The organism is Chryseobacterium sp. A321 (assembly GCF_054489265.1).
The window spans coordinates 1,527,854-1,541,837 of record NZ_JBTMWZ010000001.1 but is presented as its reverse complement, the minus strand read 5'-3'; the positions used below and the strand labels follow the sequence as shown (position 1 = coordinate 1,541,837).

Genomic DNA, 13,984 nt, shown 5'->3' with positions numbered 1-13,984 from the left:
ACACAGACTTTCATCACTAGTCTGTGTTTTTCGATTTTATATACGTAAGCCCATGCAGCGATTTTTTTTACTTTTTACCATACTTTTCTTTATTTTAGAGATCTATCTCTATCAAGCGGTCCGAACTGTGACGAATAGTTCGTTAGTCCGAGGTCTGTACATTGGAATATCGCTCAGTATATACCTTTATTTATTTTACCAATATTTCCTATTTTCTCAAAAGAGCCTAAGTACGCTGCAACTTCAAATAATAGTGACCCTCTTTATAGCCATGCTACTCCCAAAACTATTAATTGCAGTGTATCTGCTTATTGACGATGTACTGCGACTCGGAGAATTTTCTTATCGCTCACTACACCCCACGGCTGAGGTCTTCTATCCCGAAAGACGAAAACTCCTTAGTTATATAGGAATCGCCAGTGCGGCTGCCCTTAGCATCCTCTTTCTAGATGGAGTCATTAATGGAAAGTATCGACACCGGGTCCGAAAAGTAAAATTGAAATTTAAAAATTTACCAAAAGAATTTGAAGGCTATCGCATTGTGCAAATCTCCGATCTCCATTCGGGAAGCTTTTTAAATCCTGAGAAATTAAGACCCGCTTTTGAACTCATTAATGCTCAAAAGCCCGATTTAATTCTCTTCACCGGAGACGCTGTCAACAATTTAGCCAGCGAATTTGAACCTTTCAAAGCTCTTTTTCAAACCCTTCGATCTACGGATGGTCTGTATTCCGTATTAGGAAATCACGACTACGGACAGTACCATCAGTGGAACAGCAAGGAAGAAGAACTAGAAAATCTTGCGCGTCTAATCCAGGACCAGAAAGAAGCAGGATTAACCCTTTTGCGAAATGAAAACCGAGAAATCAAAAGAGGCGCTTCTTCCCTTTACCTCTTGGGCGTTGAAAATTGGGGAGAAAAACCCTTTCCGCAATTAGGCGATTTAGACTTGGCTGCAAAAGGAGTTCCTAGGGAAAGTTTCAAGGTTCTAATGAGTCACGACCCTACGCACTTTGACCATGTAGTACAATCCCATCCTTCGAATGTACAGCTAACCCTTTCGGGCCACACCCACGGTATGCAGTTTGGCCTCGATTTAAAAAACCTCAAATGGTCGCCTGTCCAGTATCGTTACAAAAAATGGGCTGACCTATACCAAGTAGGCAGCAAATACTTATATGTCAACCGAGGATTTGGTGTGATAGGATATCCGGGTAGAGTGGGAATTAATCCAGAAATAACCCTGATAGAGCTAAGTAGCGCGAAGTAAATCTGGATAGTCTAGGAAAGCACCGATTTACAAATATGCTTCAAATTCTTGCAAAAGAGTCGATTAATTTAACTAATTTTATCTTCTCTATGCTTGTGCTGTGTAGAGCTTAATAGTGCAAATTAGAACCCCACATTATCCCAATGGATGCCAATTTCAAACCCTCTTTGGTTGGAAACAACAACTCTGACCCAAGTCCTCTAGACCTTACCAATCTCTGCGCCGATCCGCGCTTAGAAACCATCTGTAAGGCCACTGCTAGTCTAACGGACATTTCTGCATGTGCCATTGTACTCGATATGGGAAATACAACGCGCACTTTGCAAAGCACCGGACTTTCGATTGAGGATTGGGATATTCTATTAAATGGGATGCTTATTCTTACAAAAAACTCCATAGAGGAAGGCTTCACCAGAGTTCAAATAAAGCACAATGAGCACGAAAAAGGTCCCATATTTAAAGAAATTCAAGGCATCTTAATTTCAGAAATTCACGATTTCAACCGCCGCACCATCGGATGGCTTATGCTAGCGGGCACTGAATCCCAAGTCCAAGCAGAAAACGTCCAAATAACTCTTGCGGAAATGGCAAGCATCGTGAGTGATCTCGCGACTCAAGAACACAACAAAATTCAAAGCCATTATTTTCGAACCATCCTCAACGTGACAAAAAATGCGGTCGTGGTTGTCGATAAGAATTTTCGCATAAAAAATTCGAATCCATGTTTTGAATCCATTTTCTATAAAGCCGACAAGAAGGAATTAAATAGGGATCTACTCGATCTTCTCCAAATTCAAAATCGGGAAAAGTTCTGCAAAGAATTCAGTGCACAAAAGAGCGATTTTCAGTTTACGGCCCAGCCCGTTATTGAAGGAAAGGTTTTAACCTACGAATGGGACATTACTGAAAATATTGAGCAGCAAGAATACTTTTGTTTTGGAAAAGATCTCACGCAAATTAGTGAAGAAAAAAAGAAATCGTCTATTTCAGCCAAACGATTCGATGATTTGTTTGAACATGCGATGGGACTTATAAGCATGCACGATCTAGAAGGCAATATCCTGGAGGTCAACCGAAAAGGTCGAGAAATTTTAAATTATGAATCTTCAGAAGTTCGTAAATTAAATCTAAGAGACTTATTTCCAAAAGAAAATCATGCCCGTATTGCTCCCTACTTAGAACGCATAAAGAACCTTAAAGAAGACACAGGCCAGATGGTACTTGTTTCTAAAGAGGGAGAGCACATCACGTGGTTGTATCAAAATATTTTAGAGCATGATGACAGGGGCAATGCATTTGTTCTTTGTATGGCGGTTAATATGACCGAACACATGGCGCTCGAGAAAGATCTTCGACTTACGAAAGAAATGCTTATGCAGACCAATGAAATTGCGCGAGTTGGGTCTTGGCAATTAGACATCAAATCCCAAAAGCTAAGCTGGTCTGAGATTACAAAAGAAATACATGGCGTAAGCCAAAACTACAACCCTACTTTGGAGCAAGCGCTAGAATTCTACCCTATGAATCAGCGTGAAGAAGTAGAAGAATTAGTGAAACGTGCCATAGAACAGCACGAAAATTACGATGCAGAAGTGAATCTTGTTCGTGAGGACGGCTCCCGCATTTGGGTTCGACTTAAAGGAAGGGCTGTTATTGAAGAAGGACAAAGCGTGGGAATTTTCGGTGTTATTCAAGACATAAGTAAAGAAAAACAGATTGTAACTGAACTCGAAGAAAAACAGGCAATGCTCTCTTCTTTTATTCGACACGCACCTGTGGCCATCGTCATGTTGGATAAAGAGTTAAATTATCTAATAGCCACGGAACGATGGGGTCAGGAATTTGGATTAGGATCCCACGAACTAATTGGAAAAAATCTTCTGGAGATTTACCCCAACATCCCTCAGGAGCGAAAAAAGATTTATCTTGATGCCACGAAAGGAATCACTTATAAGGAGGAAAATGTACGGGTTCAACTCGAGGGCAAATCAAACGCACAAACCTTCGGTCTGATTGTGACACCTTGGATGTATCAAAATAAGGAAATTGCGGGGGTCATGATTTCGGCACAAAACAATACAGATTCAGTGAAAACGAGCGAAGAACTGAAAGAGTCCAAGGTATTGGCAGAACGAGCAAGTAAAGCCAAATCGGAGTTCTTGGCCAATATGAGTCATGAAATACGAACCCCACTCAACGGGGTGATCGGATTCTCCGACTTACTACTCCAAACGCCGCTAAATGAGATTCAATCTCAGTATCTAAAATACATTAACGAATCAGGAGAGACCTTATTGAATTTGATAAATGATATATTGGATTTTTCAAAAATAGAATCTGGAAAAATGGAGTTGTTCATCGAAAAATTCGAACTTCAATCTCTTACGAGCCAGGTTATTAACATCATTCTTTATCAAGCGCAAAAGAAAAACCTTGAACTACTTCTTAATATCGAGCCCACGCTTCCACACACGGTATTCCTCGACGTAGCACGAACAAAACAAGTTTTGATCAATTTGCTTGGAAATGCCCTTAAATTCACGGAAGAAGGAGAAATCGAGCTCAAACTTGAGCAAAAAGAAATAGACGATACGCATCTCACCATCCGATTTTCAGTACGCGATTCAGGAATTGGAATCCCCATTGAAAAGCAACAACGAATTTTTGATGCCTTTACTCAGGAGGACAGTTCTGTAAGTAAAAGGTACGGCGGTACCGGCCTTGGCCTAACCATATCCAATAACATTTTGGGCTATATGGACAGTCATCTTTCGCTCGAAAGTACCTTAGGGGAAGGATCAACCTTCTGTTTTGATCTAAAGGTTCCCTACATAGCCCAACACGAGCAGCCGGAATTCATTGAACTTAAGTCCGCTTTAATTGTAGATGATAATGAAAACAATCGTATCATTCTCCAGCATATGCTTTCCTTTAAAAACATCAGCTCTGTGCAAGCCAGTCACGGCATGGAAGCCTTGCAAATCATCATGGAAGGAGCAGAGTTTGACGTAATTCTAATGGATTACCACATGCCCATACTTTCCGGAGTGGAAACCATCGAGAAAATAAAAGAGTGGTATGCCTCGCAAAATAAAGAAATGCCTGTTGTCGTTCTGCAAACGTCTTCAGAAGAACACCACATTCTAACAAAACTTCAAAAAGACCGTGACTTCCTATTTTTGTTAAAACCCATAAAATCCGAAGAACTCTATTCCACACTTCGGAAAGCAACACAAACAGAAATAGAAGCAGAAACACAAATAAGGCAGCCCATAGAGTCTGATCCTATACCCGATAGCATAGCGGTTCGCATCTTGATTGTCGATGACAATCCGGTTAATATGATTTTAGCCCAGAATTATACCCGCGCGCTTTATCCTACTGCCGAAATCAAAGAGGCCGTCAATGGTTTGCTTGCTGTGGAGCTTTGTGAGGAGCAAAAATTTGATATCATTCTAATGGATGTGCAAATGCCCGTAATGGACGGCATAGAGGCTACAATTCAAATCCGAAAGGGTGAGCGTAACGGCCAAACACCCATTATCGGGATCACAGCGGGAAATACGGTCAGGGAAAAACAAAAATGCCTTGAGGCAGGGATGAATGAATTTCTGCCAAAACCACTTCGCAACGCGGAACTAGAAAATTGCATTCAAACTTACTTAAATGCTGTGATTCCTACCGATTCCGAGATTAAAGATTCAACGGAAAAACTCCCTTTTGTGGATATGAAGAAATTAGAACTTCAAGTAGCTGACGATCCGGAATTTCGTGATATTTTCCTTACTTTAGTGGTCAAAGAGTTGAACAAAGCACTTGAGGAACTGAAAATGAAAGATCCTATCATAGAAACTTTCGGCCCCCTCCTTCATAAATTGAAAGGAACAGCTGGAACAGCTGGCCTTGCACGGTTGGCTGCCCTTGCCCACCGATACGATGCCGAATTTAGCACAGGTTTATATGATGAGAATTTGATACAAGATTTAGTGCATGAAATTGAGCAAACCCTAATTGCGGTGGTTCAAATGCAAAATCCAAAATAGTACTGAACGATTAAAAAATGCAGTTATGCGAATATTGATTGCCGAGGATGACGAATTAATACAAAAGACCGTCGAACACCGCCTCAAAAGAGAAGGCTGGGAGGTCTATGTAAGTAGCAATGGGAAAGAAGCCATTGAAATGATTAGAATCCTTGATCTGGATTTAATTATTAGTGATATTATGATGCCTTTTGCTTCGGGATTAGAAATTCTGACTGCACTACAAGAAATGGGCAAAACCGTTCCCGTTATTATGCTCTCCGCCTTGGGTCAAGAAGATGTGGTTTTGAATGCATTTTCGTTAGGTGCATCCGATTTTATTATTAAACCTTTTAGTCCAAATGAGTTGCTATTGCGAGTCAAAAGATTCCAGAAATAGATATAAGTATGATTGAAGGAAACGTTTACTATTACGTTGTTACTTTTTTCACTATACTCGTTTTGGTATTGGTGCTAATTGCCATGGTGATTACCGTGAGCTTGAGGGAATACCGACGAAAAAACAAGGAGGTTAAATGGCTCGCGCTGATTGACTCGAAAATCACCACTGCTGTATTAGAATATATAGAGGAAATGCAAGCGGAAGAATCTCTCGAATTCGATTCCCTCCTAAGTAGTAAAGACTTTCGAGAACTTCTATTGCACCGATTGGTGCAAGCGCAAAAAAAATTCTCAGGGTCTGCAGAGTCACAAATACTTGAGCTTTTCAAGGACTACGGATTAGAAAAAGAAGCCCTCCAAAAAACGTATAGTTCAAAAGACTATAAAATCTCGCAAGGCATTAATGAACTTCGTTCGATGAACGTAGAATCCGCACTTATTCGAATGCAAAAACTAGCGTTCCATAAAAGTGAAACAGTACGACATGAGGCACAACTGGCCTTAATCCATTTCAAAGGATTTGATGGACTCGAGTTTCTAAGTGATATTCAATGGAATATTTCCAAGTGGCACCGCATACGACTCTCCTTTGAATTAAATGATGTCAAGCTCACGGATGAATCCAAACTCATCAATTGGCTGCAGAACGATCAACCCACGGTTGTGATCTTTTCTTTAGTCCTCATGCGACGATATCAGACACTTTCCCTATACAACCACGCCCTCGCGTTACTACATCATTCCAATTACGAAGTGCAGTGCGAAGTGGTACAAACGCTTGTATTTTTAGAAAATGAAACGACGGTATCTACTTTAATTCAAGAATTCCCTACCGTAGATCCGCAGGTGCAACAGACAATTCTTTCTGAAATGGCTACTTTAAACGATGTTCTGGTTATTCAATTCTTAAAAGAGCAATTTACATCGAATTCAAATACTAAATTACAGCTTCAGGCTGCCAAATCCTTGATGGCACTTGGGGAGAAAGAATTCCTAATAGGTTTTACGCAGGAAGTAAGCCCAGAGTCCATTGAGAAAAAAATAGCCTACCATGCCTTAGATTTAGCTTTATGATCGCATTTCTGTCAACTGTTTTTTCTATTGTAACGTGGCTGTTTTTTATATATGCCATTAGCGTAATTGCCGTCTACACTTGGATCGCTTTGTATGCCCTAGGGGCTGTACTGCGCTATCGCAAAGAAAATACACTCACCGATTATTCAATCATTGCCCGCACATCTCAAGCGCCCAAATTCAGCCTGGTTGCCCCAGCCTACAACGAAGGGATGACGATCGTGGAGAACGTACGTTCCCTACTTTCACTTTATTATTCCAACCTCGAAATCATCATTGTAAACGATGGAAGTAAAGACGATTCAATCGAGAAACTGATTGCGGCCTACCAACTAAAAGAAGTGCGTTTTTTTGTCGACACTCAAATTGAAACTCAACCCATTAAAGCGGTCTACAAAAGTACGAATGCGGCCTTTAGCAAACTAATCGTAGTGGATAAAGAGAACGGTGGAAAAGCTGATGCACTAAATGTGGGGATTAATCTCTCAAGTGGCGACTATCTGGTGTGTATAGATGTCGACTGTATTTTAGAGCAAGACGCATTACTCAAACTCGCCAAACCCTTTTTGCAAGCAACTAGCAAACGTGTTATTGCCTGCGGTGGGGTTATTCGATTGGTAAACAATTGCAAAATTGTCGATGGAAAGGTGGTTGAAGTTAGGATGCCTACAAGCTGGCTAGCTAGAAACCAGGTGCTTGAGTATATTCGTGCGTTTGTTTTAGGAAGAATGGCATGGTCAAGAGCTTCCGGACTCATTCTAATATCGGGTGCTTTTGGTGCTTTTGAGCGTCAAATTGTAGTGGCATGTGGAGGATACGATCCCAAAACCGTAGGTGAAGACATGGAATTGGTAGTTCGCATGCGAAAATACATGGAGGAAAAGAAGGAACCCTACGAAGTGATCACCATTCCAGATCCTCTGTGCTGGACTGAAGCACCAGAAACAAAGGAAATTTTGGCTCGTCAAAGAAATCGTTGGATGAGAGGAACGATGGAAACCTTATGGAAACATCGTGGATTAATGTTCAATCTGAAATACCGCAAACTAGGGACAATAAGTTTACCCTACTGGCTAACGTTCGAATTTCTGGGTCCACTCGTCGAATTTACAGGTTACCTTGTTTTTACCCTTTTTCTAATTCTTGGACTCATTAATTGGTTCATCTTTTTTATTCTACTTGCACTGGTCACTGCATTGGGAATACTTTTCTCGGTTTTTGCCATCCTAGTGGATCTTTTGAGCGAGCAGGTCTATACAAAACGAAAGGACCTCACCCGACTTTTCGTCACGGCCCTTGTCGAACCGATCTATTTTCATCCTATTGTGGTGAAGGCCGGGGTTCAAGGATTTGTCGATTATTTCAAAAAACGGCACCAATGGGGGGAAATGAAACGCCAAGGCTTTAGCCCTAGTTCGGGAAAAACAAGTGCATGGACTCTGCTTTGGGAAAAATTCAAATTTAATGTAAAACAGTGGGCGCCCACAGGCATACTTCTTTTTCTTTTATTTCAAATAGGAATATTAGGAGAATGGGCGTGGTACCAATACATTGAACCAAGTAAAGAGGCACCCCATCTCGCAGTCAATCTGTGGCTCTCCAACACACAGTTTATTCTCTCGTTTCTATCTCTGGGCGCTTTGGTTTTCTTTTTAATTCAAATGTATTCCGATCGCTTCTCGAGAATTTTACTAATCGCTAGTTCGGTCGTATTGGTAGTTTTGCAATGGATCTTAGTCGCTTATTTTTTAGAATCACACAATCTATTAGGCGCTGACCTTAGGTACTATTCAATACAAGAGTTAGAAATAGTGGCCCTATCTTCAGGCAAATTGTCCATCCCTTATGTTTTAGGTGCAATCTTAATTTTAGCAATGCTAATCGACCTCTTTAGGAAGTTTTCGCTAAAAAGTACAAAATCTGCGTCCATCGGAATTATGTTGATAGGCCTAGGATTATTAAGCGTTGCACTACCGAAACTGTCATTGGGCAGCCCCGAAAGTGAGTTTGACCAGAGCAAATCGAGTAGCAAATGGCAATACTTCGCCTTTACAAATTGGAACGACTACTTAACTCGTCATCCCGAACTTACGGCTTGGTTTGAACCCGAATTAGAACTCAACACACAAACCCTTCTTGACAAACGATATCCCTTTTGGCGTAAAGAAAACACTTCGGATTTCCTGTCTCATTACTTTGAAAAAAGCAGTACGCCACCCAATTTAGTGCTAATTGTCGTAGAAGGTCTAGGACAAGCTTACAGTTCTCCTGAAGGATATTTAGGGGATTTCACACCGTATTTTTCATCCCTAACAAAGAAGGGACTCTATTGGCCTAACACTGTTAGTTCTTCTGGGCGGACTTTTGCAGCCCTTCCTACTTTACTAGGATCCCTTCCCTTTGGAGAAAATGGCTTTTTAGAAGCTCCATTTCGAGCCCATTTCAATTTAGTGAACGTACTGGGTGCGAACGGATTTGAAACTGGATTTTTCCATGGTGGCAATGCGGAGTTTGATGGTATGAAGCCTTATCTTGAAGCAAGTGGAATTGATCGGATTGTGGACCAAAGTCTCTTCACAAATCCTGCAGAAAAACTTCCTTCAAGCCTAGGGGGAGAAAGTTGGGGGTATGAAGACCAAGCCGTGTTTAAGAAATTGCTTAGGGAGCAAAAAGTGGCGCCGCCACCTTATTTTAACACGGTACTCACTTTATCCACTCACAACCCCTTTTTAATCCGTAATCAAGCCTTTTTTGAAACCCGCTTTGAGCAGCGAATCAGCGGGGGTGCTTTGACCTTGGAACAAAAAGAACGCTCCATTCATCATAAGAAAGAACTTATAACGGTACTCAATTTCGATCAGGCCCTGCAAGATTTTATGAAAGAGTATGAAAAACGACCTGATTACAAAAACACCATTTTTGTGATAACGGGCGATCACAGCATGCCGGAAATTGATCTACAAACTACCTTAGATCGTTTTAGAGTTCCTCTTTTAATTTACTCTCCTCTAATCAAAATGGGCAAACGCTTCTTGAATCCTGTGAGTCATTTTGATCTAGCGCCTACCTTACTTGCTTATTATAAAACAAGCTATGGACTGTCCACCCCCTCTACTGTGACTTGGTTGGGTGATGGTCTGACCGGGGAATACAATCCGCTACACTCTGGTGTTGGGATGATGCAAAGTAAATTCTTACTGCAAGATTACCTGTATAAAAACCACTATGTTCATCGCGATCAAGTGTACCGACTAAAAGAATTAGAGCCTAGCTCGGAAATTCAGGGAACAGAAAAAGAAAAAATCTTGCAAAGCTTTAGGAATTACAAACAGCGAAACCAACAATTCCGAGAGGGAGTTGAGCTTCTACCCGCAAAAGTAGTGGAGAATTTCTTTCAAAAAACGAAATAAGGTCTTTTAGAAAAGTCGGCTATATCCTAAGGATACATCCACTTGATTTCCTTTTACCCCAGGACGGTATTCCTGATTAAAATACATAGTGGAAACAGAAAACCTATCTTTTTCACTTAATGTAAAATTGTAATCGAGCCCTAGTTTAAATGTTTTCAGACGGTAAACGCTATCTCCTAAAAGTATCGTTCTTGTATCGTCTGGACTGATACCGGTTCCGATTTGAAAACCTATGTAATCATGGGTGCTTTTTAAATAGTAGCGCACGGTCCCCGTGTAAGATTGTGAGATTCTCTCCGTGCTTGGAGTTAAATAAGTTCGTAGATTGAACCAATAGTTCTTGTAGTATTTCCCTACAGATCCTGTAAACATCCATACCGTGGAGTCGAACTGCAAATGACGGTATCCTACTTCCGCTTCAAAGCTCTTAGGTAAGTTGGCATAGAGTGAAGCTCCCGTTCTAAATTTTGGAAAAATTCCTACATCACCTGAGTAGCCAACTCCTAAATAAAGATAAAACAAATCGTTAATACGAGGATAGGCTTCTACTTCTGCTTGAAGTCCGTTATTGCCAAACTTATTGGCGTGGTTCAATTTGAAAATTACGGATCCAATCGGAGTTGCGCGCTTATAACTTAATGAGACCGTATGCCAATCCTCTTCAAATTGTTTATCGAAATGAGAATAACTGTAGGATAAACCAAGGGCATTTTTTGTATTGTAGTTCGAGACTTTTTCTAGAAGTTCACGCGCCAAAGCATTTTGCGAGTTTCGTGCAAGTTCTTCTTCCAGCACTTTGCTAGCTTCCTCGTAACGATCTTCAGAATATAAAATTTTCGCCTGCAGTAATATCAAATCGGAATGGGCTGGATTTTTAATTAAACCCTCTTCAAGAAGCTCTAAGGCAAATAGGGAATTGTCATTCCAGTATTCTAACGAACTATACGCTAAATAAAAATCTGCATCATTCAAATCTTCCTTTCTCATTTGAGAAAACAGCTCTCTTGCAGAAGTTAAATCTTCACTCCATGTATAAAGTCGACCTAGAAACACTCGAATGTCGGTGTAGTTAGGTGAAAGCTCTAAGGCCTGTTTACTTTTTTCGATGGCCAGTGGATAATTTTTGTCTTCAAAAGCGGCTGAGCGAGCCTGTCCAAACAGTTCATCTGAATTGACTTTTTCTTGAGCATAAGCCTGAGAATAAAAGCATATAAACAAAATTAAGCAAGAAAAATTACGCATACGTTCTAGTGTTACTTATGCAAATATAGAGAACTTTTTGGCTTTTGAAATGAATTGAATTAAATCGAATCCTTGAAATACTAAAAACAAAAAAGACCTCTGAAAATCCTCAGAAGTCTTTAATTTAATTTATCCAAATCTAGAATTATTTCTTAGATTCTTCTACAGAAACTTTTCTAAAATCTTTGAACAATTTGCTAAGTTCCAATGCTGATTTTCTAGCTCTGGTTCCAGCTGCTTTGTTTCCTTTCTCAGCTTGTAGTTCAGCCTCTTTTGTAAAAGCCTCAAATTCTTCGTTGATTTTTGCAATCAGTTCTTTCATAATGGGTTTAATTTAAAGGTTAATTAGACTTGCAAATATAAAATAATTTCTGACCAACGCACTATCTCCATGATAAAAACTTATAGTCCATCGGCATTCACGTTTAAAAATACAGATTCAATTAAGTTGAAATACGAGGGCTAAAGCAAAACACAGTTTTAAAAATCAATTCCAAATCGTACATTTGATACTCAGTAATTCTTAGCAAATTAGTAGCTTCTAGAAATAAAGTTCCGCTATTTTCCACTATAAAAATTATACTAGTTTCGTATATTTTGTAGACTCCCTGATTTTAACTGTGGCAAAGTATCCACAAATTACAATCCCTACCTTTCTCTTTTCAATAGCATGCTCCCGCCTGACTAAGAGTCGCACTTGAAATTTTGTAACCTTTTCATTATCACTCTGTAAGATAATTCATCGTATGAATTCTAAATTTGTAGTCCAACCAATACGTAGCACGATGAAAAATTTAAAACTCTTTACGCTCTTTGCCCTACTTTTTATCTCCCTAAGTAGCTGCGCTGCTGTAGAAACCGTTTTCAAGGCAGGAATGTGGTGGGGAATTCTTGTGGTCATAGGAGTCATTGCCCTACTCTTCTGGCTCTTTACCCGTGGAGGTAACAAATAAGTAAAAAAGTAGGTTTAGCCTACTTTTTTACTATAACCCCTAGTAAAATTTGTTTAATTTAAAACTCTAAGAGAATGCAAAAGAAAGAAAGCCATAAAATACGTCCCCTTCAAAAGCAGCCGAAGCCTGGAAAAGAAAGTAAATTGAAACCTAAGGCTAAAACCAAACCCTTGGAGAACTGGCAAGATAGGCTAAAAGGCAAGGTAGCTCTAATCACAGGAGCCGACAGCGGAATTGGCAAAGCCACGGCCCTATTATTCGCTCAGGAGGGAGCAGACATTGCAATTGCGTATCTGTCAGAGACTCACGATGCAAAAAAAACTCAAAAAGAAATTAAAAAATTAAATCGCAAATGCATCCTAATCAAAGGGGATTTAGGACGCGAGGTACATTGCGAAAAGGTGATTTCAAAAACAATAGAAACGTTTGGGAAAATAGACATTCTAATTAACAATGCAGGCAATCACTGGGAAGCAAATAGTCTGGAAGACATTTCAACTGAGCAGTTACTTAAAACCTTTCATTCTAATGTTTTCTCCGTGTTTTGGATTACAAAATATGCCCTCCCCTTTATGAAAAAAGGAAGCTCTATTATCAATACGACCTCGGTTACAGCGTATCGGGGAAGCGACCATTTAATCGATTATGCGGCGACCAAAGGTGCCGTTTTATCATTTACCCGCAGCCTTTCTGCTAATTTAGTAAGCAAAGGCATTCGCGTCAATGCAGTAGCCCCTGGTCCTATTTGGACTCCCCTCATTGCTTCTACCTTTTCGAAAAAGGAAATCTCTGAATTTGGGAGCGACACCCCGATGGAAAGAGCAGGAGAACCGAGCGAAGTGGCCAATTGTTTCTTATTCTTAGGCTCAGATGCAGCCTCATACCTTACGGGACAGGTACTTCATCCCAACGGAGGGGAAATTGTAAACGGGTAATTCTGGTAAAGCGCTACCTAGAGACTATATTGAAGAAAAGAAAACTTGGCTTTTAAGTAGTGCAACTTCTTTTCCTTGGCTTAAATCTTCAAACAGCTCTGGAAATATTGCACTAAGGACAAAGTAGAAAACAATAAGTCCTACAATAATCGCAAGGGCAATTAAATACCCGGCCGGCGGCTTGTTTTTACTTTTTTGTGTTGGTTTGTTCATTGGTTCCATAACATTAAAATTGAATTGCTACGAAGTTCAATAGATTCCACTACCTTCCTATTATAGAATGAGAGAAAATATTAATACAATTTAAAGCCTCACGCAAAACGGGAATTTTAGTGCAATCCTGGCCTTGCCGTCAAGTAGATTCCTATTGGAATTTCTCAAAAGCGCCTGCAAGTGCTGACAAATAGGATCTGCCATCCCTTGATATAAAAAAAATCAAAACCCCTCGATTAAATTCCTTCGCAAATTCTATCTTGTTTATGTTCAACAATATACAACATAAATAATACGGAGATAATTCTCTGTTTTTCTTCCAAAATCGGATGGTCTTCAAATTTTTTATTCATTTTTTCTTGGTGATTCGAAATTCCTCTCTATATTTGCTCCAATGAAAAGCAACAAAAATACAAATTGGTGGTGGCCTCAAAACTTTCAAAGTCTTGAGCCTTATTCTTTT

Annotated in this window: 10 protein-coding genes; 7 read left to right on the top strand and 3 right to left on the bottom strand. The window is 40.0% G+C overall.

Annotation, left to right across the window (positions count from 1 at the left end; genetic code table 11):
- The first annotated feature begins 52 nt into the window (after positions 1 to 52).
- From ACX3PZ_RS07275 to ACX3PZ_RS07255, 5 genes are all read left to right on the top strand, one after another.
- Positions 53 to 1,270, top strand: a complete 1,218-nt coding sequence (locus tag ACX3PZ_RS07275; RefSeq protein WP_459083802.1) for a metallophosphoesterase — start codon at positions 53 to 55, stop codon at positions 1,268 to 1,270.
- A gap of 143 nt (positions 1,271 to 1,413) precedes the next feature.
- A complete protein-coding gene (locus ACX3PZ_RS07270; protein ID WP_459112359.1) occupies positions 1,414 to 5,313 on the top strand; it encodes a PAS domain-containing hybrid sensor histidine kinase/response regulator in 3,900 nt (1,299 codons plus the stop codon).
- Between the two features lie 25 nt (positions 5,314 to 5,338).
- Positions 5,339 to 5,692, top strand: coding sequence for a response regulator transcription factor (locus ACX3PZ_RS07265; protein ID WP_459083800.1), 354 nt, complete (start codon positions 5,339 to 5,341; stop codon positions 5,690 to 5,692).
- 8 nt (positions 5,693 to 5,700) lie between these two features.
- Positions 5,701 to 6,768, top strand: a complete 1,068-nt coding sequence (locus tag ACX3PZ_RS07260) for a HEAT repeat domain-containing protein (protein WP_459083799.1) — start codon at positions 5,701 to 5,703, stop codon at positions 6,766 to 6,768.
- The gene (locus ACX3PZ_RS07255) at positions 6,765 to 10,178 is read left to right on the top strand and encodes a sulfatase-like hydrolase/transferase (protein WP_459112358.1); all 3,414 of its coding nucleotides are present in this window, start codon (positions 6,765 to 6,767) and stop codon (positions 10,176 to 10,178) included. Before ACX3PZ_RS07260 ends, ACX3PZ_RS07255 begins: the two co-directional genes overlap by 4 nt.
- A 6-nt stretch (positions 10,179 to 10,184) precedes the next feature.
- Here the strand turns inward: ACX3PZ_RS07255 and ACX3PZ_RS07250 are convergent, their stop codons facing one another.
- Together ACX3PZ_RS07250 and ACX3PZ_RS07245 are read right to left on the bottom strand one after the other, a co-directional pair.
- Positions 10,185 to 11,420, bottom strand: a complete 1,236-nt coding sequence (locus ACX3PZ_RS07250) for a YaiO family outer membrane beta-barrel protein (RefSeq protein WP_459083797.1) — start codon at positions 11,418 to 11,420, stop codon at positions 10,185 to 10,187.
- 145 nt (positions 11,421 to 11,565) lie between these two features.
- Entirely contained in the window at positions 11,566 to 11,742 is a 177-nt protein-coding gene (locus ACX3PZ_RS07245) for a histone H1 (RefSeq protein WP_459083796.1), read from the bottom strand.
- 463 nt (positions 11,743 to 12,205) lie between these two features.
- Here ACX3PZ_RS07245 and ACX3PZ_RS07240 point away from each other — a divergent pair, with 463 nt between their 5' ends.
- Entirely contained in the window at positions 12,206 to 12,373 is a 168-nt protein-coding gene (locus tag ACX3PZ_RS07240) for a phosphatidate cytidylyltransferase (RefSeq protein WP_459112357.1), read from the top strand.
- 74 nt (positions 12,374 to 12,447) lie between these two features.
- Positions 12,448 to 13,308: an SDR family oxidoreductase gene (locus ACX3PZ_RS07235; RefSeq protein WP_459112356.1), complete on the top strand. Its 861-nt coding sequence runs from the start codon at positions 12,448 to 12,450 to the stop codon at positions 13,306 to 13,308.
- A 24-nt stretch (positions 13,309 to 13,332) separates the two neighbouring features.
- On the opposite strand, the gene ACX3PZ_RS07230 is transcribed toward ACX3PZ_RS07235, so the two are convergent.
- A complete protein-coding gene (locus ACX3PZ_RS07230; RefSeq protein WP_459112355.1) occupies positions 13,333 to 13,530 on the bottom strand; it encodes a hypothetical protein in 198 nt (65 codons plus the stop codon).
- Positions 13,531 to 13,984: the final 454 nt, after the last annotated feature.